The 25,207-nt window shown below is 53.8% G+C and carries 18 protein-coding genes; 9 read left to right on the top strand and 9 right to left on the bottom strand.

From position 1 onward, the window contains the following. Nucleotides 1–39: 39 nt before the first annotated feature. Entirely contained in the window at nt 40–1,269 is a 1,230-nt protein-coding gene (locus ACETPC_RS07815; protein ID WP_380180280.1) for an alpha/beta hydrolase-fold protein, read from the bottom strand. 746 nt (nt 1,270–2,015) lie between these two features. On the opposite strand from ACETPC_RS07815, the gene ACETPC_RS07810 reads away from it, so the two are divergent. Both ACETPC_RS07810 and iroC read left to right on the top strand, forming a co-directional pair. After that, nucleotides 2,016–3,143, top strand: a complete 1,128-nt coding sequence (locus tag ACETPC_RS07810; protein WP_380180279.1) for a glycosyltransferase — start codon at nt 2,016–2,018, stop codon at nt 3,141–3,143. Nucleotides 3,144–3,228: 85 nt separating this feature from the next. Further along, nucleotides 3,229–6,891, top strand: a complete 3,663-nt coding sequence (gene iroC, locus ACETPC_RS07805; RefSeq protein ID WP_380180278.1) for a salmochelin/enterobactin export ABC transporter IroC — start codon at nt 3,229–3,231, stop codon at nt 6,889–6,891. 80 nt (nt 6,892–6,971) lie between these two features. On the opposite strand, the gene ACETPC_RS07800 is transcribed toward iroC, so the two are convergent. From ACETPC_RS07800 to puuD, 6 genes are all read right to left on the bottom strand, one after another. Further along, complete coding sequence (locus ACETPC_RS07800) at nt 6,972–7,913, bottom strand: alpha/beta hydrolase (protein ID WP_380180277.1); 942 nt, start codon at nt 7,911–7,913, stop codon at nt 6,972–6,974. Between the two features lie 230 nt (nt 7,914–8,143). Beyond that, on the bottom strand, nt 8,144–10,420 hold the full coding sequence (locus tag ACETPC_RS07795) for a TonB-dependent siderophore receptor (protein WP_380180276.1): 2,277 nt from the start codon (nt 10,418–10,420) through the stop codon (nt 8,144–8,146). A 399-nt stretch (nt 10,421–10,819) separates the two neighbouring features. Then, a complete protein-coding gene (locus ACETPC_RS07790; protein ID WP_380180275.1) occupies nt 10,820–12,100 on the bottom strand; it encodes an NAD(P)/FAD-dependent oxidoreductase in 1,281 nt (426 codons plus the stop codon). Continuing rightward, the gene (gene puuC, locus ACETPC_RS07785) at nt 12,093–13,592 is read right to left on the bottom strand and encodes an aldehyde dehydrogenase PuuC (RefSeq protein ID WP_380180274.1); all 1,500 of its coding nucleotides are present in this window, start codon (nt 13,590–13,592) and stop codon (nt 12,093–12,095) included. The genes ACETPC_RS07790 and puuC overlap by 8 nt, the downstream gene beginning before the upstream one ends. Nucleotides 13,593–13,706: 114 nt before the next feature. After that, nucleotides 13,707–14,264, bottom strand: a complete 558-nt coding sequence (gene puuR / locus ACETPC_RS07780; protein ID WP_380180273.1) for an HTH-type transcriptional regulator PuuR — start codon at nt 14,262–14,264, stop codon at nt 13,707–13,709. Nucleotides 14,265–14,287: 23 nt separating this feature from the next. After that, complete coding sequence (gene puuD / locus ACETPC_RS07775) at nt 14,288–15,052, bottom strand: gamma-glutamyl-gamma-aminobutyrate hydrolase (protein WP_380180272.1); 765 nt, start codon at nt 15,050–15,052, stop codon at nt 14,288–14,290. Nucleotides 15,053–15,270: 218 nt separating this feature from the next. On the opposite strand from puuD, the gene ACETPC_RS07770 reads away from it, so the two are divergent. The 3 genes from ACETPC_RS07770 (at nt 15,271) to ACETPC_RS07760 (ending at nt 18,825) form a co-directional block, all read left to right on the top strand. Beyond that, the gene (locus tag ACETPC_RS07770) at nt 15,271–16,689 is read left to right on the top strand and encodes a glutamine synthetase family protein (protein ID WP_380180270.1); all 1,419 of its coding nucleotides are present in this window, start codon (nt 15,271–15,273) and stop codon (nt 16,687–16,689) included. Nucleotides 16,690–16,886: 197 nt separating this feature from the next. After that, nucleotides 16,887–18,263, top strand: coding sequence for an APC family permease (locus ACETPC_RS07765; protein ID WP_380180268.1), 1,377 nt, complete (start codon nt 16,887–16,889; stop codon nt 18,261–18,263). A 295-nt stretch (nt 18,264–18,558) separates the two neighbouring features. Further along, complete coding sequence (locus tag ACETPC_RS07760; RefSeq protein ID WP_380180266.1) at nt 18,559–18,825, top strand: hypothetical protein; 267 nt, start codon at nt 18,559–18,561, stop codon at nt 18,823–18,825. A gap of 191 nt (nt 18,826–19,016) precedes the next feature. On the opposite strand, the gene ACETPC_RS07755 is transcribed toward ACETPC_RS07760, so the two are convergent. Next, nucleotides 19,017–20,048, bottom strand: coding sequence for a Gfo/Idh/MocA family protein (locus ACETPC_RS07755; RefSeq protein WP_380180264.1), 1,032 nt, complete (start codon nt 20,046–20,048; stop codon nt 19,017–19,019). A gap of 220 nt (nt 20,049–20,268) precedes the next feature. Here ACETPC_RS07755 and ACETPC_RS07750 point away from each other — a divergent pair, with 220 nt between their 5' ends. Beyond that, a complete protein-coding gene (locus ACETPC_RS07750; RefSeq protein WP_380180262.1) occupies nt 20,269–20,607 on the top strand; it encodes a hypothetical protein in 339 nt (112 codons plus the stop codon). 700 nt (nt 20,608–21,307) lie between these two features. On the opposite strand, the gene ACETPC_RS07745 is transcribed toward ACETPC_RS07750, so the two are convergent. Beyond that, nucleotides 21,308–22,303, bottom strand: a complete 996-nt coding sequence (locus ACETPC_RS07745; protein WP_380180260.1) for a LysR family transcriptional regulator — start codon at nt 22,301–22,303, stop codon at nt 21,308–21,310. A gap of 83 nt (nt 22,304–22,386) precedes the next feature. On the opposite strand from ACETPC_RS07745, the gene ACETPC_RS07740 reads away from it, so the two are divergent. The 3 genes from ACETPC_RS07740 (at nt 22,387) to ACETPC_RS07730 (ending at nt 25,177) form a co-directional block, all read left to right on the top strand. Further along, nucleotides 22,387–23,466, top strand: coding sequence for a tartrate dehydrogenase (locus ACETPC_RS07740; RefSeq protein WP_380180259.1), 1,080 nt, complete (start codon nt 22,387–22,389; stop codon nt 23,464–23,466). Between the two features lie 656 nt (nt 23,467–24,122). Further along, nucleotides 24,123–24,530 (top strand): transcriptional regulator, encoded by a 408-nt coding sequence (locus ACETPC_RS07735; protein WP_380180257.1) that lies wholly within the window; start codon nt 24,123–24,125, stop codon nt 24,528–24,530. Between the two features lie 92 nt (nt 24,531–24,622). Further along, nucleotides 24,623–25,177, top strand: coding sequence for a fimbrial protein (locus ACETPC_RS07730; protein ID WP_380180256.1), 555 nt, complete (start codon nt 24,623–24,625; stop codon nt 25,175–25,177). The last annotated feature ends 30 nt before the right edge of the window (nt 25,178–25,207 follow it).

Here is a 25,207-nt window from a genome sequence, read left to right as displayed (position 1 = left end):
AAATGCCAATAATTACGATAAAGACAACCCCCCAAAAGGCTAAACCTCCGCCAGCCCATCGATCAGCGCGCCGCGCCACCATGCGTAATCGTGGCCGCCGGTATAAACTGCAAGCTGGCTCTGTACGCCTGCGGTCATCAGCCGCTGATGCAGCTGGCGGACGTGCGGCACCATAGTTCCTTCCAGCGAGCCGATGCAAAGCCTGATCTTTACTTCTTTCGGCGGCGCGGAGAGCACATGTTCGCTTACCCAGGAAACATCGCTTTCTTTGAACATTTTGGGCCGTCTGTCTTTATCTGCTGTCCACCACATTGAAGGCGAAGTGGCAATTATCGCGCCAAAGGTTTCCGGCGCATAAACGGCAGCCATTAATGCGGTCACGCCGCCGAGACTTTGCCCGCATAACAGGGTGCGTTCACGCCCTGCCCACACTCTGTCTGGATAAGCGGCACGCGCCTCGGGCAGCAGACGGTCGGCGATATCTTTCACCAGCTCAGGATTGCCGCCAAGAATGGCGGCGCGATCGGCCACGTCCAGATTATCAATGCCCAACACCGCCAGCGGCGCAATGCGACCGCTGTCGATAGCCGTTTCGATGGCGGCAAGCGCGCCGACATGATCGAACCAGCTTTCGGCATCGGGCAAAACCAGCAGCCCTAAAGGCGTGGAGTGCGGCACATCGGGCAGCCAGAAGCGAACCCGGCGCCGCTGACCTGCAACAACAGGAAAGGATGAGGTAAGCGTGCCGCGCGTTTTGTTACTTACGCTTGCCCATTCACTCTGCTCTGGTGCCTTATCCAGGGCTAATACCGACTCTTTGTTACCGCGTAGAGTAATGCCCGAAGCTTTATTCAGCGGATCGGCCTGGCCTGGAAACGGTGGGCTGCGCGTACCAAGCTGTTCAAGCTGCTCTGGTGACGTGCCTGAAGGAATTTCGGTAAAAGTGTAGGAACCGCGATAGCTGGCGGGCAGGCGCAGCGTCAATGTCCAGATATCGCTGGCCGGAAGGCGGTTCAGCATGCCCAAACCGATACGCTCTTTATCAGTGACGCGATTCAGGCTGAGGTAAACGCCCTGCAACGGTTTTTGCGCGCGCCATAAAAAAGTGACGTCGCGCTCTTCGCGATTACCGGCAACCCCAGCGATCAGCGGCACTTCCACTGCCGCGACATCCTGCCAAAACTCATCAACGCACGGCACTACTCGTTGCTTCAGGCTGTTTCTTATACGCTTTGCGGCAGCGTCATCGCCAGGCGTGCTGTTGCTCATTACCGATATTCCATTAAATAAAAAGGGTTAATTGAGAATAATAAATATTGGGCCATAGTAGATCTTTCATCAGCAGGTGTCACCACTGAAAATCCAAATCCTGACTTATTGAATAACTCTTTTATTATACATACGGAAATTAAGTGGTTAATGAATTTATTACCCATCGCAATTAAGCGGATAAATCTATATTTTTATATTCTTTTGTAAATACGCAATTTACAATCCATTTTAACCTGTGCTAGCGTAATTAACAGAGCCGGTATTAATGGCTCCAGGCAAATAGCTCACTCAAGCCCTGTCGCCAGAGTAGCTTTTTCATCATCTTATTCTGAGATAAATTGATGCTGAGATATTTCCAAACGCAGCTGTGTTCCTGGCGAGCATCTGCCACGCTGGCAACAGTGGTGAAAGATGCCCTTCCTGCGCGGTATCTCGCGCCTCACAAGCGTAATGCCCCGTCCGTTTATCCACATTATGCGTGGTATTTTGTGGCGAACGGAAATGTATTCTCTATGGCTCCGTCATAATAATAACCCTGCCGTTATTATTATTTATTGTGAGATTAAGGTCTTTATTTTTTAGTAATGACCAGACTTACGTTATTTACGGTTACTGAGTTAAACCCTGCTATTTAAAGGGACTCAGTTCTGGTTCACTGCATATTAACCTGACAATGACTCTATGTTTAGGTCGGCAGACTTGATCATTTTGGTTCGGCTGTCAGGCAGGAGATGGATTTTTCTATGCGTATTCTCTTTGTTGGCCCGCCCTTATATGGCCTTTTATATCCGGTATTTTCTCTCGCCCAGGCATTTCGTGTTAACGGGCATGAAGTGCTGATCGCCAGCTCGGGAAAGTTTGCCCAAAAAGCCGCCGAGGCTGGTCTGGTAGCCTTTGACGCCGCGCCCGGTTTTGATTCGGAAGCCGATTATCGGCGGCGGGAAGATCTGCGTAAAAAAAGCAACGCGGGTACCAAAATGGGCAACTTCTCTTTCTTTAGCGAAGAGATGGCCGATCGCCTGGTTGAAATGGCGGGCGAATGGAAGCCTGATTTAATCGTCTACCCACCGCTGGGCGTCGTCGGTCCGTTGATTGGTGCCAAATACAATATTCCCGTGGTAATGCAGTCGGTAGGGTTTGCCCACAAGCCCTGGCATATCAAAGGCGTTACCAAATCGCTGGCCGATGCCTACCGCCGCCACGGCGTGGAAGCGCCGCCGCGCGATCTGGCCTGGATCGACGTTACGCCACCAAGCATGAGCATTCTGGAAAACGATGGCGAACCCGTCATCCCCATGCAGTACGTGCCCTATAACGGCGGCGCGGTGTGGGAAGAGTGGTGGGAAAGAAAGCCGGATCGTAAACGCCTGCTGGTAAGTCTGGGCACCGTTAAGCCGATGGTCGATGGGCTGGATCTGATCTCCTGGATAATGGACTCGGCTGATGAAGTGGATGCGGAAATTATCCTGCATCTGTCGGCCAATGCGCGCGCCGGTCTGCGCAAGCTGCCGCCAAACGTACGTCTTGTCGACTGGATCCCGATGGGGCTGTTTCTTAACGGCGCCGACGGCTTTATTCACCATGGCGGCGCGGGCAATACGCTAACGGCTCTGCATGCGGGCATTCCGCAAATCGTCTTCGGCGAAGGCGCGGATCGTCCCGTCAATGCCAAAGCGGTAGTGGATCGCGGCTGCGGCATTATTCCTGGTGAAAAGGGTCTTTCCGCCACGCTGATTAACGAATTTTTAAATAATACCTCACTACGCTCCGCTTCCGCCCAGGTGGCGGCAGAGATGGCCGCGCAGGCCACGCCTTCCGAGGTGGCGATGCAGCTTATCGCCAGTCTGAAAGGCAGTTTGCAGGCGGCCTGAAGCAATATTACGCCGGTGGCGGCTCGCCTGCCCCGGCGCGACTTTTACCGTGCTTTAGCATGGTTCTACCGATAACGGAGGCTTGATGCCCACTGCTCATTCTTCAAAGCCCGCCTCATGGCTTGTGCGCCTGGCTGGCGTTTGCTGGGAACGTAAGAAATTAAGCCTGGTTGTGATCCTGGCTTCGGTGTCGACTATTCTGCTTGCCGCGCTGACGCCTTTACTGACGCGCCAGGCGGTTAACGATGCTTTAGCTGGCGATGCCACCAGGCTGCCGTGGCTCGCAGGCGGGCTACTTTTTATCGCGCTGTTCGATTTTATCGGCAATTACGTGCGTCGCGGCTATGCCGGAGAGCTTTCGCTGTGGGTGCAGCATACCTTGCGCGGCCGGGTTTTCGACAGTATTCAAAAACTGGACGGTGCGGGTCAGGATGGCCTGCGTACCGGCCAGGTCATCTCGCGCACTAACAGTGATTTGCAGCAGATGCATATTATGCTGCAGATGAGTCCGGTGCCGCTGGCCGTGATGACTTACTACATTGCGGGCTTAACCGTGATGCTGTGGATGTCGCCAGCCATGACGCTGATCGTAGTTGCCGTGCTGGCTGGTTTAGCCGTAACAGCATTACGCGCGCGTCGCCGCGTGTTTGCCCAAACAGGCATGGCTTCAGATCGCCTTGCGAATATGACCGAACATATGCGTGAAGTGCTGACGCAAATCGCCGTAGTTAAATCCTGCGTGGCAGAGCTGCGCGAGATGAAATGGCTGGATCGCGAATCGCGGCATATGGTGCGCGTGCGCATCGGCGCGGCTATTTCTCAGGCAATGCCAGGCGCAACCATGCTGGCGCTGCCGGTGCTGGGGCAAATCGTTCTGCTGGGTTTTGGCGGCTGGTCGGTAATGGCCGGACGCATCGATCTGGGCACTTTTGTCGCCTTTGCGAGCTTCCTTGCGATGCTGACAGGCCCTACCCGCGTGTTCGCTTCGTTTCTGGTAATCGCCCAGCGTACCCAGGCTTCCGTCGAGCGGGTTTTTACCCTGATCGATACCCGGCCACAAATGCAGGATGGCGCGGAAACGGTTAAAGGCAAAGTAAGCGGCCTGACGCTGGAGAAGGTTGGCTTTAGCTATAACACTGGCACGAGCGTGCTGCGCGACGTCTCTTTTTCCGTTAACGCGGGCGAGACGGTGGCGATAGTGGGCGGTTCCGGCTCGGGTAAATCGACGCTGCTGATGCTGCTTTCCCGTTTTTATGATGCTTCTGCCGGAAAGCTGTGGCTCGAAACCGCTGGTGGCCGTCAAAGTATTGCCGATTTACGGCTGGATGAGCTGCGTAAGGCAGTCGGCGTAGTGTTCGAAGATACCGTGCTTTTCGCCGGTACGGTCACGGAAAATATCGCCTATGGCCATCCGGATGCAAAAGAGGAAGATATTCGCCGGGCGGCCGATGCGGCTGGCGCTACCAGTTTTATTTCTGCGCTGCCGCAGGGTTTCAATACCCGGCTGGCCGAGCGCGCGACTAATCTTTCCGGCGGACAGCGGCAGCGTCTGGCGCTGGCCCGCGCGCTGCTGACCGCGCCCGGCATTCTGATTCTGGATGACACTACTTCGGCGGTGGATGCGGGTACGGAAGCGGAGATCAACACCGCGCTCGGGCGCTATGCCGATGACGATCATATGCTGCTGGTGATAGCCCGTCGCCGTTCCACGCTCCAATTAGCCAGTAAAATTGTGGTGCTGGAAAACGGGCGCGTTGCGGATATCGGCACCCAGGCCGAGCTGGAAGCCCGCTCGCCAGCCTTCCGTGCGCTGATGTCGGGAACAGGCGATTTGCTGGAAGATCCTGCGGCAGCGGATGCGCAGCTTTGGCCTGAATCCCCTGCTGCGGCGGCTACGGAAGATGAGGCGAAAAAAGGTTTCCGCGAGCGTATGGGTAGCGTGCCGGAACCTGCTTTGAAGCTGGCACATAGCGATAAAGCACGGCGTATTACCTCGCTGGTTTCTCCTGTCGCCTGGTTGTTTGCCGCAGCCGCCGCGTTGATAGCCGTAGATTCCGCAGCCAGCGTCGGTGTATTGATGCTGCTGAAGCGCGGCATTGATTCAGGTGTGGCAATGAGCAATCTTAACGTGGTTGGCGTTTGCGCATTAGGCGCGCTGCTGCTGGCGGCAATCAGCTGGTGCTGCTATTCGCTACAGACTATTGTCTCCGCGCGCGCTGCGGAATCCGTACAGCATACGGTCAGGCTACGCAGTTTCGGCCAGCTACTGCGGCTGGGCCTGCCTTACCATGAGCAGCACGCTGATTCCCGCCTGACCCGCATGACCGTGGATGTAGACGCGCTGGCGCGATTTTTACAAAACGGTCTTGCCAGCACTGCCACCAGCCTTATTACCATGGCGGCGATCGCGGTGGCGATGTTCTGGCTCGATCCGGTGCTGGCGCTGGTGGCGCTGGGCGCAATCCCGGTAGTGATAGTAGCGACGCTGATCTATCGCCGTTTAAGTTCACCAGCCTATGCGAAAGCGCGTCAGGAAATTGGCAAGGTAAACAGCACGCTTCAGGAGAAAGTATCGGGTCTGCGCGTTGTGCAGTCGCATGGGCAACAGGATGCGGAGGCAGCCAAATTACGTAAGCTTTCCGATCGCTTCCGCGCCACCCGCGTGCGGGCGCAAAAATACCTTGCCGTCTATTTCCCCTTCCTGACTTTCTGCACTGAAGCTTCTTATGCTGCCGTGCTGCTGGTTGGCGCTTCGCGCGTGGCCGAAGGGCAAATGACTGCTGGCGTACTGGCAGCCTTTTTCCTGCTGCTGGGGCAGTTTTATGGGCCGGTACAGCAGCTTTCCGGCATTGTGGATGCCTGGCAGCAGGCTTCCGCCAGCGGCAAGCAGATCGATGAATTACTGAATGCCGAAGGCACAGAGGAGCTACAGCCTTCCGATCCCGCCATGCTGACACCGATAACAGGCGCGCTGAAGCTGGAAGCGGTGACGTTCCGCTATCCCGACAGCGATGAAATGGCGCTGGATAAGCTGAGTCTTGCCATTCCGCAAGGCAGCATGGTGGCCGTAGTCGGCCCCAGCGGCGCAGGGAAATCAACGCTGATCAAGCTGATAGCCGGGCTTTATACGCCTTCGGGTGGAAAAATCCTCGTTGGCGATCGCGCTATTACAGAGACGCGGCTGGCCGACTATCGGGCGCAGGTTGGTTTGGTAGAGCAGGATGTGGCGCTTTTCAGCGGCGATATAGCTGAAAACATCCGCTATGCGCGCCCGGGCAGCAGCAACGAGGAAGTGGAGAACGCGGCGCGTCAGGCAGGTCTACTCAACACGGTACGCGCGCTGCCACAGGGATTCCACACGCCGGTCAATAATGGCGGCGCAGGGTTGTCTGCCGGACAGCGCCAGCTTATCGCTCTGGCTCGCGCGCAGCTGGCGGGCGCACATGTGCTGCTGTTAGACGAGGCGACGGCGCGTCTGGATCGTGCAGCCGAGGAGACGTTGATGACCTCGCTGGCCGAGGATGCTCATACGCATGGCAGAACAGCATTGGTAGTAGCTCACCGACTTACCACCGCTCGTCGTTGCGATGCAATCGCCGTGCTGGAAAAGGGCCGTATCGCCGAATATGGCAGCCATGCGGAACTGCTCGCGGCTGGTGGGATCTATGCAAAACTGTGGCGCGACAGCGTTGGCTCTTATCAGGAAGAGGCGCAGATTACGGAAGAAGCTGAGAAAGCGGTGTCGTAAGAGACTGGTAAAAGCTGGCGCGGGCTTTGTAAACATAACCCGGAGCGCGTGTTTCACGCGCTCCGCTTAGGCAGAAAAATTCAGTTCTTCTTCAGGCAAATGCCCTGCTCTTCAGGCTGCCGTGACAGATGCAGCAAAGCCTGCTGCAGACCGGTGTTAAAGGTCTGACCGTGCGAAAGCTGCGGATCTGACCAGTACGCAGCAGTCAGGCCTTCCTTTTGCAACGAAGCCAGCGTGGCGCGGACTTTATTCAGTACGTCCGGCGTCGGCGCCTGCGGATTTTTCCCCGGCAGGCCATTGCCCTCAATAACATAAAGCCGCTTGTTGCAGCGCGTATCGCTTGCCGTTAACTGTGTCAGCACGCCGCCATATTGCTGGTTCAGCGTCGGGCTGGTCGGGTAGTAGAAATGAAACAGCGGCGAAGAGAGATAAGTATTCAGCACGAAGACGCCGCCCAGTGAATGTCCCCAGATACCGCGTTCGTCGGCATTTATCTTCAGTCCTTTTTCAGCCTGCGGCACGATTTTTTCCGTCAGTAGCTGGCGAAAACGCGCATCGCCACCGCCCTGTCGGCCCCGAAACTGCACGGGCTGGCCGCGATTGTCCTTAATTAGCGGCGTATAGTCGTAGTTTCTGGCAAGCAGATCGAAAGGTTCCGCCGTCTGGTAACCCACAGCGACGATCACTGGCGGATTGTGCGCCGACAGCTGTTGCAGCAGCGTTTCCGATAACCTGTCCATTGTGGCATTGCCATCCAGCAGATACATCACAGGAAAGCCGGAAGGCGGCGGGTTTTTATTCGGTACGCCTGTCCAGACTTTGTAATGGCGGCTGCCATCGGCGGAATCGAAGGTGCTGACGCTGAAGCGGTAGAAAGCCGATCCTTTGTCCGCGATATTCGGCCCCAGCGGCGTCATATCCGGTCGGCACCAGGTATCCGCCGCAAAGAAGAAGGTAAAAAGAAGCGCGGCCAGCCGTAAAGCCGCGCGCCCGTTTTTGCTGTTTAACACTTTATTGCTCATTAACTTGCTCTCAAAAAAAGAGCCGCTGCGCGGCTCAGAGGTTGCTGACGAAGTATGCTGGTGTCGGCTCAGGAGGGCCTGTGTCTTCCGCAAAGACGCAAAAAACGCCATCCCTGGCAGCTCAGTACGTGCCGTCCATGGCCCGTAATGCTTTGCTCCAGCCACAGGCCCTCCATCGCTTTAAGTTTGTCAGCAGTCTGAGAGCCGCTGCGCGGCTCGGCTATAGCACCTCAGAAATGCAGGCCCAGCTGCATATAGTAAGTCCTGCCCGGCTCGTTATAGGTATTGGCTCCCGCGCCCCACAAATAAGCGCCCGTAGTGGCATTACCCGTGCTCTGGGCATTGCCCTCGCGGAAATGACGTTTATCGAACAGGTTATCGATACCGGCCGTGACATCCAGATATTTAGTGGCGCTATAGGTTGCGCTTACGCCCACCAGCGCGTACGGCTTGACCTGACGCGTTTCGCTGCCGGAGGTCGCTTCGCCTTTGTAATTGTATTTTTTCGGTTTCTGGCGACCATACCAGGTCAACGTGCCCTGCACGGAAAGATCGTTAGTGGCCTGCCAGTCCAGCGTCGAGTTAATGGTATATTTGGGGATAATCGACAGGTAGTCGCCGGTAGTTTTGTTCTGGTTGTCGATGATGTAGGTAAAGTTATTCTTCATCATCAGCGCATCGCTAATCGGGAAGTTAAGCGTCCCTTCCAGTCCCTGCACTACCGCTTTCGGCACGTTTTCCCATTTATAAATATCCGAAGTACCGTTGGAATATTCTGCGGTGTAGCCACCTTCGATTTTGTCGTGGTAGTCGTTGCGATACCAGGTCAGCCCAGCCTGCACGTCGTCGTGGTTATACTCGATGCCGATCTCTTTGTTGACGCTGGTTTCGGCCTTGAGATCCCGGTTACCCTGGAGATAGCAGTAACCGGCGCTGTCGTAGCAGCCCTGACCTTTGCTGAACAGCAGATAGTTTGGATTGGTCTGGTAAAGATTTGGCGCTTTCCAGGCCCGTGCGATGCCCAGTTTCAGGGTGAAGTCGCTGCCCAGCTCCTGCGACAGGTTCAGCGCCGGGCTCCAGTTGCTGCCGGTAATGCTTTGATGGTTGAAACGGATGCCCGGCGTGAGGCGCGTGGTATCCGTGAGTTCGATATTGTCTTCCGCGTATAAACCGTAAATATCGGCCGAGCTGTTAATATCGCGTCCGGAGCTGGCAATCCCGTCCACCGCGCCGCCCGCCGAGGTAGATTCGGTATTGGAAGCGGGATCTTTCATCGCCTGATGGTTCATTTCCGCGCCCAGAGTCAGCGTCTGGTTCACCCAAAGATCGAGCGGAACGTTCACCTCGGAATGCAGATTGGTGTCATAGAGCGTAATAGTGGAGAAGCCTTCGTCAGAAGGGCTGAAAATCCCCGCAATCCCGCCTGAAAGCCCTTCGTTAAGCCGTGTGTTGCGTGTTTTCTCAAACTGAACGTAGTTGCTGGTGGTGACGCCGTTATCCCATGCGCCGGTATATTTCAGGCTAAGCGACTGGCGATAAAGAATATTGGTCTCTTTGCCGTAATATTTTTTCACCAGCGCGTTGCTGTTAGTGTTTTGCGTATCGCCAGCATACAGGTTGCCCTGACGGCTAAAGCCGCCGTCCAGCTCCAGCGCCTGGCGCGGCAGGAATTCCCAGCGCAGCGCGGAGTGAATATCTTTATTGATAAAGCCTTCGCGGCCGGAAGGATAAGAACCGGCGTAAGAGCCGATGCGCGGCGTGGTGTGGCTTTCGTTAATATCCTGCGCGTCGGCCTGGGTTTTATTCCAGTTGCCATAGAGCCGCAGCGTTACGTTATCCGCCAGCGCGCCGCTCAGGCTGCCGTTATAGCGCTTAGTGGCGCCTTCGGCTTTATGCTCCGGCGCATTAAGGTAAGTATTAAAGCTGCCGTGCCACTCGTCCGTGGTGGGTTTAGTAATAATATTCACCACGCCGCCCATTGCGCCATTGCCATAAAGCGCAGCGGCCGGACCGCGAATCACTTCGATGCGGTCAATCATTTCCGGCGGCACCCAGTTTGTGTCGCCGCGGGTATCGCGCTCATCGCTCCAGCCATAGCGTACGGAATTACGGCTGGCGACCGGCATGCCGTCTACCAAAATTAAAGTGTTCTCCGGCCCCATGCCGCGAATATCGATTTGGCGGTTATTACCGCGCTGGCCGCTGTTGGAATTACCGGTAAGGTTTACGCCGGGCATGGTGCGGATAATTTCCGCTACGTCACGCTGGATGGGATGTTTTTTTATTGCTTTGCTATCAATGGTCGATACGCCTGGCGCCTGTAGCGTTTGTTCACGGGCGGTGACCAGCATGGTGCTTTCGCTATCGCCTTGCTTGTCTTTTATAGCCAGCGCTTGCTGTTGCTCTTTTGCCGGTTCGGGCCTGGTCTCATTTGTTTGTGCGCCGACTACGGCGCAGGCTGTGGTAATAAGCGTAGCCAGTAAAGAGAGTTTGTACTTAACTTTCATAATGGTATTAGTCACCTGCCCTGTGAAAAGCGGATCAGCGGAAAAACGCCACTATAGTGAGAATGATTATTAATTACAATTAGGAGTTTTCTTAGCTGAGGATGCACTGGCCCTGAATCTCGCTACTGGCAGGAGCCTGATTTGCCGCGCAGATAAATAACCCTGCTTTTTATACAAAGATAATTCCGCAATATTTCCCTCGGTTACGAGCAATAATATTGTCTGATAGCGAAAGTTTAATTTTTTATAAAGTAATCCCGTACTAAATAAGGGTGAACTTTCTTTTGCAGAGCGTCCATTTCAATCAACGTGAGGGAGAACATTAGCATTAAAAAAACCGCTAATTATTTATTTTTGCGGCACGGTGCCGATCGTTTTAGCGCCGTGCCGCAGAGAAAGCTATACGCCCAGCCTGTCCCGGATACTGTAATATGCCGCGCCCATCGCAGTGAGCGGAATGCGCATGTTACGGCCGCCAGGGAACGGATAGTGCGGCAATTTGGCAAAGGCATCAAAACGCTCGGCGTCGCCGCGCAAAACTTCGGAAATCAGCCGTCCCGCCAGATGCGTGCAGGTGACGCCGTGGCCGCTGTCGCCCTGCATATAGTAAATATTGTTCTCCAGACGGCCAAATTGCGGCATGCGCGAAAGCGTAAGCAGGAAGTTGCCCGTCCAGCGATAGTCAATTTTAACGCCCTTTAACTGCGGGAAAGTTTTTAGCAGCTTGGGTACTATCAGCCGATCGATATCGTCCGGATCCCGCGCGCCATAGACAACGCCACCGCCGTACAACAGGCGGTTATCCGCCGTCAGCCGGAAATAGTCCAGCAGATAGTTGCAGTCTTCCACGCAATAGTTGGAAGGGATTAGTGAAGCGGCCAGCCCGGCGCTAAGCGGCTCCGTAGTTAATACCTGGGTGCCACAAGGCATGCTGCGCTTCGCTAACGCAGGTTCAAGTTTGCTGCCGAGATAGGCATTCCCCGCCACTATCACATAGCGTGCGCTAACCCGTCCTTTAGCTGTTTTAACTATTGCCGGATTGCCATGCTGGATCGCTACCACCGGCGACTGTTCGAAAATCAGGCCGCCGTTTAGCGCCACCGCCTGCGCTTCGCCAATAGCCAGGTTTAGCGGATGCAGATGGCCACCGCGCTTATCCAGCAGCGCGCCGACATAGCGGTCGCTGTCGACCTGTTGGCGGATTTGTTCGGCGTCCAGCAGCTCCAGCTGGTCGTTGCCATAACGCTCCCAGTTCTGTTTCTGCTCCTCCAGCGTGGCGAACTGGCGGGCGTTCAGCGCCACAAACAACCCGCCCGAACGATAGTCGCACTCGATTTTGTAGCGCTTAATGCGTTCGCGGATAATATCGCCGCCTTCGAACATCATGCTGCCCAGCATGCGGGCCGCCTCTTTGCCGTAGCTCCTTTCAATCACATCCACATCGCGGCTGTAAGAGTTAACCACCTGTCCACCATTGCGCCCGCTGGCGCCGAAACCGATCTTTGCCGCTTCCAGTACCACGACTTTGTATCCGTTTTCCGCCAGGTGTAGCGCCGAGGAAAGCCCCGTATAGCCCGCGCCAATAATGCAGACGTCGCAGGAGAGCGATTCTTCCAGCGCCGGAAAAGGATCGTAGGCGTTGGCGCTGGCGGCATAATAACTTTGCGTATGTTCAGTCATGGTACGACTCCAGAGTGATCCAGGTGGTTTTCAGTTCGGTGAATTTTTCCAGCGCGTGCAGCGATTTGTCGCGCCCGTTGCCGCTTTGCTTATAGCCGCCAAAAGGCACGGTCATATCGCCATCGTTGTAGTTGTTTACAAAGACGGATCCGGCTTTCAGGCGGCGGCTCATCCGGTGCGCGCGCGAGAGGTTTTGCGTCCAGACTGCCGCGCCCAGGCCGTAATCGCTGTTGTTAGCCAGCGCCAGCGCTTCCGCTTCGTCCTTAAAGCAGGCCACGACCAGCACCGGGCCGAAGATCTCCTCGTGAAAAAGCGGATCTTGCGGATCGATACCGGCGAAGATGGTCGGCCCAACGGCTGCGGGATAAGGCCCATCGCGGCCATCCAGCGCCAGTGAATTGCCTCGCGCTACGCCTTCTGTAATAAATTTCCGGACTTTCTCCGCATGGTCGGTATCGATCAGCACGCCCTGGACAGTAGCCGGGTCGAGCGGATCTGCCGGCTGCCATTGCTGTGCTTCTTCTTTCAGCAGCTCAATAAAGGTGTCGGCAATACTTTGCTCTACCAGCAGGCGGCTTCCGGCAATACAGACTTCGCCCTGGTTGTAAAAAATCCCGGCGGCGGTCGCCGCAGCCGCTTTACGCAGATCCGGGCAGTCGGCGAAAACAATATTGGCGCTTTTGCCGCCCGCTTCCAGCCAGACTCTTTTCATATTGGATTCACCCGCATCTTTCAGCAGCTGTTTTGCCGTTCGGGTCGAACCGGTAAAGGTCATCACGTCGACATCCATATGGCGGGAAAGCGCCTGTCCCGCTTCGTCGCCAAATCCCGGGATGACGTTCAGCACGCCATCCGGCAGCCCGGCCTGCTGCGCCAACCCGGCCAGCCGCAGCGCGGTCAGCGGCGACTTTTCAGAAGGCTTCAGCACCACGCTGTTGCCTGCGGCCAGCGCCGGGCCAAGCTTCCAGCAGGCCAGCAGCAGCGGAAAATTCCAGGGCACCACTGCCGCGACTACTCCAATCGGCTCACGAGTAATCAACGCCAGATCGCCTTCGCCAGTTGGCGCGACTTCGCCGTAGACCTTATCAATAGCTTCGGCATACCAGCGGATAGCGCGCCAGGCGCCCGGAATATCATCACGCAGGCTGTGGCGAATAGGCTTGCCGGTATCCAGCGTTTCCAGCAGCGCCAGCTCCTCGTGATGCTGTTCCAGCAAGTCCGCCAGACGCAGCAGGACCGCTTTTCGCACTGATGGCGCTGCCCGCGACCAGTCGCCACGTTCGAAAACTTCCCTTGCCGCCGCGACTGCCCTATCGACATCCGCTTTCCCGCCGCGCGCCACGCGCGCCAATACTGCGCGCGTTGTCGGATCCTCTTTGCTAAAAACAGCTTCGCCAGCCGCTGCCTGGTAGTCGCCGTCGATAAAAAGTCGGCTTTCAGAGCGGTATTCGCTGGCGAGCCGCCGCCAGTACTCCAGAGAGTGAAATTCCATACTTACTCCTTTTTTCAATAAGATAAGTAAACTGGCTATCCGGATTCAGGCGACAGCAAAGCCCCGGGAGCCTTTCCCGGGACGGCGGTCGTGAAACAGAGCGGCGGCGAAGCCTCAGAAAGTGGTAGGCGTGTGGGCGCTGATAATGCGGCAAATTTTTGCCGAGGTATTGCTGAAGCTGTGCGGAATCGCGGTGTTGATAGCGTAGCTTTGCTGCGCCACCAGATGATAGCTCTGACCGTTGAATTTCAGCACGACTTCCCCTTCCAGCAAGGTGCCTATCTCTTCTCCCTGATGCTTGATCCGCTCCCCGGTCGTGGTGCCGGGCTGATAGGTTTCAATCATCATCGCCAGCGTTCGGTCTGGCGCGCCGTTATGAATCAGCTTCATAGAGACGCCCTGGCTGCCGATTTCAATCAGTTCCTCAGGATTGATCACCACCTGAGGCTCAGCCGGAATTTCCGGCTCGGCAAAAAATTCGGATAGCGACAGACCGTAAACTTTCAGCAGTTTTTGCAGCGTGCTGATGGCCGGACTGACCTTGTCCTGTTCGATGGTGCTGATAGCGCTGTGTGTTAATCCAGACAGTTCGGCAACCCGGCGCTGTGACAGGCCCAGTTGCTGGCGGATCCCGGCTAAACGCTTGCCTGGTGCCAGGCCGTCATTGTTCATAAACGCATTTCCTTCAGTGTGGGTCAGAGCTGCTGCTTTTCAGCGTGGCGCTGCTGACAGGCCGTAATAAATCCCTCGAGCAAGATGCGCGACAGCGCATACTCGCTGCTTTTCCATTCCGGGTGCCACTGCACGCCCAGCGCCCAGGGGTGATCGCGCACGCTGACCGCCTCCACCAGGCCGTCCTGCGAGCACGCCTCCACGCGTAGCCGCGGGCCCAGGGTTTTCGCGCCCTGCCCGTGTAACGAGTTTACCCAGAATGTTTTACTTCCGGGTATCAATTGTGAAATTAATCCGTCCGGCTGGATTTTGATCTCATGCGAGGGCGCGTACTGCTGCTCGGTCGGCAGATCGGGATCTTCCCGGTGCTCCAGAAACTGCGGCTGTTCATACAGCCGCCGATAAAGGCTGCCGCCCGTAGCGACCACCAGCTCCTGCAAACCGCGGCAGATGGCAAAAATGGGGATGCGCCTTTCGAGCACCTGCGCAATCAGCGCCATGCTCAGAAGATCTCGCTCAGGATCGGCATCAGGCTCATCGCCGTTTTCACCATAGAGGTGCGGCTGCACATTGCTGGGGCTGCCGGGCAGCAGGACGCCGTCCAGCATCGGCATCACGCTGGCCAGCCGCGTCGGCTCTGCCAGCGCGTGCGGCAGGGCTACCGGCACGCCGCCCGCATCCAGTACGGCATTCAGGTACTTATTTTGCAAGGTATGACTCTGATGGCCTTTGACGAGGTTGCTGCACATCACCACCCCGACCACCGGCCTGTAAAATATATCGACCATCCTTCACCTCTCGTTGCGGACTAAATTTTTTACAAACGCGCCTGAAATTACCTGAAATGTTCAATATTTCCGCTCTTGTGTATTTTGATAACCCTTTTTTAAATCAAATGCAACATTTGAAAAACATTTTATTTGCGTATAGATTCTTTTCTTGTGCATTATATTTAACATTGCAGTAGCGTTCCCGTAACCCCACACAAAGCGAACAGCGGTGAATCATGGAAACTAATCTGATAGCAGTTGAAAATTTTGTACAGCAGGTGGAAGAGAGACGGAGCAGCGCCTTTGCCCGTGAGGTGGAAGAGTATCTGAGCCGCTACCCGGCAACCCAGTATGTCGATGTGATGCTGACCGATCTTAACGGCTGTTTCCGGGGAAAACGCATTCCGGTGACGGCGCTGCGTAAGCTGGAGAAAGGCTGCTATTTTCCCGCTTCGGTTTTCGCCATGGATATTCTGGGCAACGTGGTAGAAGAGACTGGCCTTGGTCAGGATCTTGGCGAGCCCGATCGCGCCTGCATCCCTGTTCCCGGCACGCTGACGCCTTCCGCTACCGATCCGGAAACGCTCGGTCAGCTGTTGTTGACCATGCTGGATGAAGATGGCGCTCCCTTTGACGTTGAACCCCGGAACGTGCTCAACCGCCTGTGGCAGCAGCTACAGCGGCGCGGGCTGCATCCTGTGGTAGCGGTAGAGCTGGAGTTCTATCTTCTGGATCGCCAGCGCGACGCCGAAGGCTATTTGCAGCCGCCGTGCGCGCCCGGTACCCAGGATCGCAATATGCAAAATCAGGTTTACTCGGTAGATAATCTCAACCATTTCGCGGCGGTGCTTAACGATATCGACGAGCTGGCTCAGCTACAGAAAATCCCGGCAGACGGCGCGGTAGCGGAGGCTTCGCCTGGGCAGTTTGAGGTGAATCTGCATCATACCAGCGATGTCCTGCAAGCCTGTGACCACGCGCTGGCGCTGAAGCGGCTGGTGCGGCTGGTGGCGGAGAAACATCATATGCACGCCACTTTTATGGCCAAGCCTTATGAAGAGTACGCCGGTAGCGGCATGCATATTCATCTTAGTATGCTGAACGATAAGGGCGAAAACGTGCTGAGCGACGCGGCTGGCGAAGATTCGCCGCTGCTGAAAAGGTCGCTGGCCGGTATGATTGCGATGATGCCCGCCTCTATGGCGCTGCTGGCGCCGAACATCAACTCCTACAGACGCTTCCAGCCCGGTATGTACGTGCCAACGCAGGCTTCGTGGGGCCACAATAACCGTACCGTTGCGTTACGCATTCCCTGCGGCGACCGTGATAACCATCGCGTGGAATACCGGGTCGCCGGTGCCGACGCCAATCCCTATCTGGTCATGGCTGCAATTTTTGCCGGTATCCTGCATGGCCTGGACAACGATTTGCCTCTGCCGCCTAAAGTCGAAGGCAACGGGCTGGAGCAGGACGGCCTGCCTTTTCCCATCAGGCAGAGCGATGCGCTGTGGGAATTCGCCCAACATGAGGCGCTATGCCGCCAGTTAGGCGAACGTTTTAGCCACGTCTGGCACGCCTGTAAGAATAACGAATTAGTACAGTTTGAGCGGTTGATCACAGATACAGAAATTAGCTGGATGTTGAAAAACGCCTGACGCCAGGCCGCCACCCTGCGCGTCCCGTGAGGAAACGGGATGCTTCGCCGGTTTTCCGGCAGCCCTGACTGTCGCCGCAGGAAAGTGAAAGCGGCAGCAGGTTTATAACGAGGTTCGCAGATGCGCTCTCTGTTACCTGCTCCGTACCCAATGAAGTTGTTCACGGCCCAGGCTTCTTTGCCGCAAGGGGGTTGTTGATGGCCGACGCCCTTCAGGAACAAACAGCGAAACCGGGACTGAAAAAATCCCTGAAGCTCTGGCAAATCGTCATGATGGGTCTGGCTTACCTGACACCGATGACGGTTTTCGATACCTTCGGCATCGTCTCCGGCATCAGCCACGGCCACGTTCCCGCTTCTTATCTGCTGGCGCTGGCTGGCGTGCTTTTTACCGCTATTAGCTATGGCAAGCTGGTGCGCCAGTTTCCCGAGGCCGGTTCGGCCTATACCTATGCGCAAAAGGCTATTAATCCGCATGTTGGTTTTATGGTGGGCTGGTCTTCGCTGCTGGATTATCTGTTTTTGCCGATGATTAACGTGCTGCTGGCGAAGCTCTATCTTTCGGTGCTGTTTCCGGAAGTGCCTCCCTGGATTTGGGTGGTGGGTTTCGTGGCAATAATGACCGCCGCCAATCTGAGGAGCGTCAGCCTGGTGGCGAACTTCAATACGCTGTTCGTGCTGGTTCAGGTCGCCATTATCAGCGTTTTTATTTTTCTGGTGATCCACGGGCTTTATCGCGGCGAAGGCGTGGGCACGGTTTGGTCAATGCAGCCCTTTATCAGCGAGAACGCCCATCTGATCCCCATTATTACCGGCGCGACCATTGTTTGCTTTTCGTTTCTCGGCTTTGACGCCGTCACCACGCTTTCTGAAGAGACGCACAATGCCGCAAAAACTATCCCGCGCGCTATTTTCCTGACTGCGCTTTACGGCGGGCTGATTTTTATTGTCGCCTCTTTCTTTATGCAGCTCTTTTTCCCGGACGTCAGCCGCTTTAAAAATCCCGACGCCGCGCTGCCGGAGATTGCGCTTTACGTCGGCGGCAAGCTGTTCCAGTCTGTTTTTCTCTGTACGACCTTTATCAATACTCTGGCTTCCGGGCTGGCTTCCCATGCCAGCGTTTCGCGTCTGCTTTATGTGATGGGCCGCGATAATGTGTTTCCGGAAAGAATTTTCGGCTACGTTCATCCCAAATGGCGCACGCCAGCGCTTAATGTGATTATGGTCGGCATAGTGGCGCTTTCAGCTATGTATTTCGATTTAGTCACGGCTACAGCGTTAATAAATTTCGGCGCGCTGGTGGCCTTCACTTTTGTGAATCTCGCCGTGTTTAACCAGTTCTATCGCCGTGAAGGACGTAATAAAAGCTGGAAGGAGAAGCTGCACTATTTGGCGCTGCCCATGGTTGGCGCGGCCACGGTCGCAGTCCTGTGGGTCAATCTGGAAGCGACGTCGCTGACGCTGGGTCTGGTATGGGCGGCATTTGGCGTGCTTTATCTGGCCTGGCTGACCCGCCGTTTCCGCCAGCCGCCGCCGCAGTTTGACAAGCTCCGCGCAGAACTGGGCGGAAAGTAGCATCAGCCAGGCTTAAGGCCTGGCTGGTTTATATCTATTTTCGCTGGGGAAAACGCAGAATTATTTATTGCCGGTCGGCAGAATAATACTGGAAATGTGACTGTCTATAACAGCTTTTATTAATAGCCATTATTCAGCAGTAGAAAAGATAAAATAGCGCATTCATTTTCCTGATATTTATAGCCAGGCTAATTGTGCTAAGAATTTGTAATTAGGATATTCCCCTGTTTACTCCTTGCTTTTGGCTAAATATATTAACCCCGCTGTATTAACCTTATATACAAGGAGAAAAGTAATGAGAGAAATCAGCCAACATGAAGTACAGATGGTCAGCGGTGCAGGCCTGACAGAAATTATCGGCGGCTTAACTACCGCCATGGACAATGTCTCAACCGCACTGCAAACCACCGTTGAATCTATTTCTGCCGCAACGGATAGCTGGACGATCCGCGGGCTGACCCACAAAGCCCTGAGCCTGTCTCGCGCCTATGCGAAACTCTCTTTCCTGTCCAGCATTCTGACCAGCCTTAATAGCACTACCGATACGACCACTACCGCTTGATTAGCGGATCAGGGTTATAAATAAGGCAGGCAATTCGCGCCTGCCTTTATTAACCACCGTATTTTTCCATAATATTCGCTGCGACCTGCGTGCGGCGGTGAAAAAGGCCAGAAAAGAGCATCATTAGTTTTCAAGTCGACAAAAATCGTAGCCTGACTGCCCCAGCCATTTTTCCCCTGTCCTGGACGACGCTATTTTTCTTCGTTAAAGACAATGCCAAGCTGTTTGCGCACCTCGTCCATCACCGAGAGCGTTTGTAATGAGGTTTCCAGAGAACGGATCGGCGAGCTGGTCAGGCCCTGCCCTACGCACCAGGCGAAGTGATCCGCCTCGTGATGCAGCTGTGCGTAACGATTACAGGGTTCTTCCCAGCGCAGTGTTTTGCCGCCCTGGCTGGAGGTCATCACAAAACCGCCCGGCGCGTAAAATTGCCCGTCCAGCACGATAGTTGCATCGCGTCCAGCGATCACCGCTCTGCCCGGTGTATTGCTGAACAAAGTAGTATTAAGTACCGAATGCATACCGTTGTTATGCTGCAATAACATTGAGGCCTGGCCATTCACGCCGCTTTCTGCGGGCTGACCGCATGCCTGAATGGCGGAAGGTGCGCCACCAACCATTGTGCTGAAAGCGATTAGGTAGCTGCCCAGATCCAGCATCGGACCGCCTGCCAGATCCACATTGAAAATGCGGTGATCGGGGGTAAAAAACTCACCGTGATCGGCGATAAGCGTATGCAGATCGCCCAGCGCGCCATCGGCAAGAAGCTGGCGCAGCACGCTATATTTGGGCGTGAAATCGCACCACATTGCTTCCATACAGAGCACGCCCTGCCGCTGTGCCTCCGCCTGTAGCTGTGTTCCTTCGCGGGCATTAAGTGCCAGCGGCTTCTCTATCAGTACGTGTTTACCTGCCTGTAGCACCTTCATCCCGTCAGGAAAATGATGGTTATGCGGCGTGGCTATGTAAACGGCATCAAGATCCCGCGCGGCAAGTAGTTCATCAACAGAGGTAAAAACCTGCGGAATGGCCCATTTATCGGCGAACGCCCGCGTTTTCTCGCTGTTGCGCCCCGCCACGGCAATAATTTGCTGTCCGCCCTGCTCCCGCAATGATTTAGCAAAATGCGCGGCGATCCAGCCTGGCCCCAAAATACCCCAGCGCAAAGCGGGCAGAGTTTTGCGATCGGGAAGCTGGGGTTCAGGTAATGAAGTGGGAAACATGCTGGCTCCTTGTAGGGTAAGAATTGCTGTCGGATACGCCGACTTTTTGTCGGTCTTGCCACTACTATAAGACTGAAAACGGCAGGTAGGTGCCGCCTGCTTGATGGAAATCCCTCAGTCTTTTTTCTTTACCGCAGTACAACAGAGCCAGCAATAAACTGGCGAAAAGAGGCATGACGCGCTAAGCTCGCCGCCAAATTTCCAGAATCGAAACGCCTGTATGAAACATAAAAAACTTGTCATTGTCGCTCTGCTGGCCGTCATTGCCGGGCTTTATCTCTTTAACAAGCCCCATAAGCAGGATCCGCACTATTATGCTGCCGTCTGCGTGGTGATTAACGATATGGCTAAGCCCACTTCGACAGCGGATTTTATGCAAAAAATGCAGGCAGTGATCGCGAACGAAAATTCTTCTTATGCGGTTGATAAAGTCGCTTTTGACGCACAGTCGGCACAGAGCGCGATCCGCCGCTTTCAGGAAATGAACGAGCAGGATAAAGCGCAGGCCGCCCAGGGAACCGACGCCTGCCTGAGCAAGATGTTGCCCACCGTCAGATAATTTTGCCCGGCCCGTCTCTGGCGACGGGCCTTTTTCTGCCCTGGTTTGGATTAGTAAAGCTTTATCATTCTTATCCCGCGCCGCCAGGCAAAAGCAAACAGGCTGTAATAGTCCTTTACAGTGCTAGCAATCCCCCTCACCTTTATGTGGAACTACTCGGCTCGTTCAGATTATTCGTAGCCATAAAATGGTAACAGAGCAGACCAGATTTCTCTTCGCTAAGCGTAAAGATAGCGACAAGATGAAATAATTTCAGGTTAGTTTTACGACCAGATAAAAATAATTTTTATCACAGCATTTTGTAAAAACGAAAAAAAACAGAAACAGAATAATCGGCTTTCCGGGCCGCTTATTATAGAAATAATCAGGCCCATTTTGTTATTAATAAAATATTCTTAACAACTTAAGTAGGTATTAATCTGTAAATTACATGCCCGTCTCATTCTACATCTTAGAAAAGTTATACTATCTATCATAGACTTACCTGATAATACCCTACTTTTAACATGGGAAAGCAAATGCAAGCTGAATATTATTATGTAACTCAGTATCCCGATCATATGGAATTTCATTTACTGCACAGGCGCGGCTGCCAGAAGATGCCCGGGAAAAGCAGAATGACATTTATCGGCAGCTTTTATGCGCCGTTGCAGGCGCTGACCATTGCTAAAGTCCGCTTCGGCAGCCAGGTGAAAGCCTGCTATTTTTGCTGCCGGGCAGAGCCTGAACATAGCGGCCGCTCCGGCTCGTCTGTTTCCTGTCGCTCCTGAAAATCAACAGAGGCGTATTCCTTCAACTGTTCGTGCAGATAATCTATAAAATACCTGATCCTTTTCGGCACCTGCCTGGTATGGGTATAAACCGCGTAAATATCCGCTGATGGCAATTGGTATGAGGTCAGCACCTGTACCAGATTGCCCGCCAGGATCGCTTCACGTGCATCCCACCAGGAGCGCAGGATCAGGCCGTGACCGTCAAGCGCCATGCGCATGGCTACTTCTCCGTCGTTAGTAGTCAGGCTTCCCTGTACCTTTTGCCGCAGCTCTTTCCCCGCTTTGTTGAAGCGCCAAACCGCAAAGTCCGCCTCGTGCTGGCGCAGCACTATGCAGTTATGCTGCGACAATTCTTCTACTCGCTGCGGCGTACCGTTGCGCTGCAAATATTCCGGCGAGGCGCATACCACACGATAGTTGGCAGCAATACGCCGCGCAACCAACCTGGAATCGGGTACTTCTCCCACGCGGATATCCACATCAATTCCCGCATGCAGAAAATTAAGCGGCTGGCTGGAAAGCTGGAGGTTAAGCGCCAGCGTCGGATGCCGGGCAGCAAACTGCGAAACCAACGGAGCAATATAGCGACGCCCAAAACCAAAAGATGCATTGATATTCAGGCTGCCATGCAGCACGGCGCTTTCACGACTGACTTCTTCCTCCAGCTGCGCCAGCTGGCTAAGGATTGGCTTAGCACCTTCTGCATAGCGCGCGCCTTCCGGCGTCAGTTCCAGCCGTCGCGTCGTACGCCTGACCAGCTGCACCCCTAATTTTTCCTCTAAAAGCGTCAGCCGCTTGCTGACGGCTGGCAGACTCAACCCCAGTTCACGGGCTACCTCAGTCAGGCTGGAGAGCACGGCAACGCGCATAAAGAAGCGCAGATCTTCGCTGGTTGTTGCCAGTTCTTTACTTTTAGTTAACATTGCATTGAATTCCAGGCTAATTATTTAATAATAATGCGGCAATACACTCGGTGCGGAAAGTCAATTTTTACAGGAGAAGCGCTATGGGTGAGGAAGCACGTTATAAAATCGCCGTTATTCCCGGCGACGGCATTGGCAAAGAGGTGATGCCGGAAGGCGTGAAAGTGATAACTGCCGCTGCTGAAAAATTCGGTATCGCGCTGGAATGGGTCTGGTTCGATTTTGCCAGCGCGGATTATTACCAGCAGCACGGCAAGATGCTCCCGGATGACTGGTTCAGCTTACTGAAGCCTTTTGACGCTATTTACTTTGGCGCGGTCGGCTGGCCGGAGATCGTCCCGGATCATATCTCACTGTGGGGCTCCCTCTTACAGTTCCGGCGGCAGTTCGATCAGTATGTCAATTTGCGCCCGGTCAGGCTGCTGGCTGGCGTCGCATCGCCGCTGGCAAACCGCAAGCCGGGCGATATCGATTTTTACGTGGTGCGTGAAAATACCGAGGGTGAATACTCCAGCGTTGGCGGCGTCATGTTTCCCGATACGGAAAGAGAAATCGTGGTCCAGGAAACGGTAATGACGCGCACCGGCGTCGACCGCATCCTTAAGTTCGCCTTTGAGCTGGCGCAAAAGCGTCCGGCTAAACATCTGACTTCTGCCACTAAATCTAACGGTATCGCCATTACCATGCCATGGTGGGACAGTCGGGTAGAGGCGATGCGCGGCAATTATCCTGAACTGAACGTGGATAAATATCATATTGATATTTTAACGGCGCACTTTGTACTGCATCCCGACAGGTTTGACGTAGTGGTCGCCAGTAACCTGTTTGGCGATATTCTCTCCGATCTCGGGCCAGCCTGCACCGGCACTATCGGCATTGCGCCTTCCGCCAACATCAATCCGGAACGCAACTTTCCCAGCCTGTTCGAACCGGTGCATGGCTCCGCGCCGGATATCGCCGGAAAAAGCATCGCTAACCCGGTCGGCCAGATCTGGTGCGGCGCGATGATGCTGGAACATCTGGGGCATGCCGACGCGGCGGAAGCTGTGGTCAACGCTATTGAATCCATACTGGGCAGGGGCAATAAAGCCATATTAACGCCCGATATGGGCGGCACCGGAAAAACCTCTGACGCGGGTAATGCTATTGCCGCCGCGCTTTAAATTTTCATCCGGGGAGAAATGGGACTTCTCTCCTTTAAGTTTAATTTACAAATAAATTTTCTCCGCCCCGTTGTAAAATCATAAAAATATGAGACTATTCTCATTAAAAACGCGATAAACTTATGAAATAGCGATTCAGTACCGTTAAACAATGGCTGAGAATATTCCTGGCTAACTCGCAACTTTTTAATTAATGTAAGTTATCCGTAAGATGAAATATTTTTTTCTTCTGCGGCGAAGTTAACGCTAAGTTATGCAGATTGCTAAAGAAATAAATAAGTCGGCTCGCTTAACACTTTTACTAACAGTTAAAAAAATGTTTGTGTATCGTTACGCCATTAGATGCGCATAGTAAATCAAGTAAGATTTAATTCTAAAACCCCGTCTTAAAATAGCCTTTAATTTTGATGATTATAGATCAACCTCAACAGATTATAATTCTGTCATTAAGAAAATAATCAACACCAATCACCAACAAAGAACAAAACTACAGCCTTAAACTTCATAAAAATCAGAAATACAGGTTAAATAACAAAGTGCAATGTCAGTGTTGAGCCCATTTTACCTCAACGGGTACTATGGCCTTGTTCAGAAAGGGGACTCCGTTTGACCGGCTTTATAAAACCGCTCTGGTTTTTTGTAGGGAGGCAAGAAAAATGGATCGGCAAAGCGCGAAAATCTATGGCTACAGGATTGAACCGGATATCCAGGTAGATATTGCCCAGAACAGGATTATTAATATTACCCAGCTGACAAACGAAAAGGGCAAGAGCGTAGTAAAACTAAGAAAAACCATGATGCGCCTTTTTATTTATCTGCTGGAAAACGCTAATGGCAAAGTTGTCGGCAATGAAGAGATCTTAACCAACGTTTGGGATAAATATGGCCTTAGCTCTTCATCCCAGCGGCTTTGGCAGGTTATGCGCTGCCTGAGGAATAATCTCGCCAAGCTGGGTATTGCAGAAGACTTTATTATCCGCGCCGAGAAAGACCACGTCAGGGGCTTTTATATTAATAAAGACAGGGTAACACCTATTTATTATTTCGACGCCAAGAATTTGTAGTAAACAAACTGCAAATGTCCCTACTGGGGAAAAGAAGATCCTGGCCAGCCAGGCCGGATCTATTTTAACTTTTATGAAAATAAGGATATGTAATGAAAAAATTGCTAATCGCCGCCGCCGTGATGGCCGCGTTTGCGGGTGGAAGTGCTCAGGCTGCTTCAACAGGTGTGATTGAGTTTAATGGTTTACTGACTGAAAGTACTTGTAATGTTGACAGTGTCAATGGTACAGCAGGGGCAGACGGAGAAGTTACTTTGCCGCCCCTTGATATTAGCACGTTACCTGCACAGGATTCTACAGCAGGCGATACAGCCTTTACAATTGAGCTTAGTGGTTGTACAAATGCAAGTACAGTAGCAGCTTATTTTCAGGCTGATACACAAGTCAATACTAATGGCCGTTTAACAAACACCACTACAAACGGCGCTAACGTAACGCTGCAGCTTCTTGATTATGCTGACGCTGCAGATAGTAATAATAATGCTATCACTATTGGCAGCGACGCTCAGAGCAATAGTACCGAGTTTGTTGATGCAACTTCTGGTGTAGCAACGCTTAAATATGGTGTTCGCTACTTTGCAGAAAACGGCGCCGCTACTGCCGGTACTGTTACCAGCAGTGTTGTCTACGCGCTTATGTACAAATAAAAAAGTTGCAGAGAGAGAAATTGCTCTCTC

Origin of the sequence: Pantoea sp. sgz302252 (genome assembly GCF_042610525.1) — a bacterium.
Classification (GTDB): Bacteria; Pseudomonadota; Gammaproteobacteria; order Enterobacterales; family Enterobacteriaceae; genus Erwinia.
This window is presented reverse-complemented; position numbering and strand designations above follow the sequence as displayed.

Excerpts from the sequence above, each read along its gene's own strand:
- ACETPC_RS07815 (WP_380180280.1), bottom strand. The coding sequence starts at position 1,269 with ATGAGCAACAGCACGCCTGGCGATGACGCTGCCGCAAAGCGTATAAGA.
- ACETPC_RS07810 (WP_380180279.1), top strand. The coding sequence starts at position 2,016 with ATGCGTATTCTCTTTGTTGGCCCGCCCTTATATGGCCTTTTATATCCG.
- iroC (WP_380180278.1), top strand. The coding sequence starts at position 3,229 with ATGCCCACTGCTCATTCTTCAAAGCCCGCCTCATGGCTTGTGCGCCTG.
- ACETPC_RS07800 (WP_380180277.1), bottom strand. The coding sequence starts at position 7,913 with ATGAGCAATAAAGTGTTAAACAGCAAAAACGGGCGCGCGGCTTTACGG.
- ACETPC_RS07795 (WP_380180276.1), bottom strand. The coding sequence starts at position 10,420 with ATGAAAGTTAAGTACAAACTCTCTTTACTGGCTACGCTTATTACCACA.
- ACETPC_RS07790 (WP_380180275.1), bottom strand. The coding sequence starts at position 12,100 with ATGACTGAACATACGCAAAGTTATTATGCCGCCAGCGCCAACGCCTAC.
- puuC (WP_380180274.1), bottom strand. The coding sequence starts at position 13,592 with ATGGAATTTCACTCTCTGGAGTACTGGCGGCGGCTCGCCAGCGAATAC.
- puuR (WP_380180273.1), bottom strand. The coding sequence starts at position 14,264 with ATGAACAATGACGGCCTGGCACCAGGCAAGCGTTTAGCCGGGATCCGC.
- puuD (WP_380180272.1), bottom strand. The coding sequence starts at position 15,052 with ATGGTCGATATATTTTACAGGCCGGTGGTCGGGGTGGTGATGTGCAGC.
- ACETPC_RS07770 (WP_380180270.1), top strand. The coding sequence starts at position 15,271 with ATGGAAACTAATCTGATAGCAGTTGAAAATTTTGTACAGCAGGTGGAA.
- ACETPC_RS07765 (WP_380180268.1), top strand. The coding sequence starts at position 16,887 with ATGGCCGACGCCCTTCAGGAACAAACAGCGAAACCGGGACTGAAAAAA.
- ACETPC_RS07760 (WP_380180266.1), top strand. The coding sequence starts at position 18,559 with ATGAGAGAAATCAGCCAACATGAAGTACAGATGGTCAGCGGTGCAGGC.
- ACETPC_RS07755 (WP_380180264.1), bottom strand. The coding sequence starts at position 20,048 with ATGTTTCCCACTTCATTACCTGAACCCCAGCTTCCCGATCGCAAAACT.
- ACETPC_RS07750 (WP_380180262.1), top strand. The coding sequence starts at position 20,269 with ATGAAACATAAAAAACTTGTCATTGTCGCTCTGCTGGCCGTCATTGCC.
- ACETPC_RS07745 (WP_380180260.1), bottom strand. The coding sequence starts at position 22,303 with ATGTTAACTAAAAGTAAAGAACTGGCAACAACCAGCGAAGATCTGCGC.
- ACETPC_RS07740 (WP_380180259.1), top strand. The coding sequence starts at position 22,387 with ATGGGTGAGGAAGCACGTTATAAAATCGCCGTTATTCCCGGCGACGGC.
- ACETPC_RS07735 (WP_380180257.1), top strand. The coding sequence starts at position 24,123 with ATGGATCGGCAAAGCGCGAAAATCTATGGCTACAGGATTGAACCGGAT.
- ACETPC_RS07730 (WP_380180256.1), top strand. The coding sequence starts at position 24,623 with ATGAAAAAATTGCTAATCGCCGCCGCCGTGATGGCCGCGTTTGCGGGT.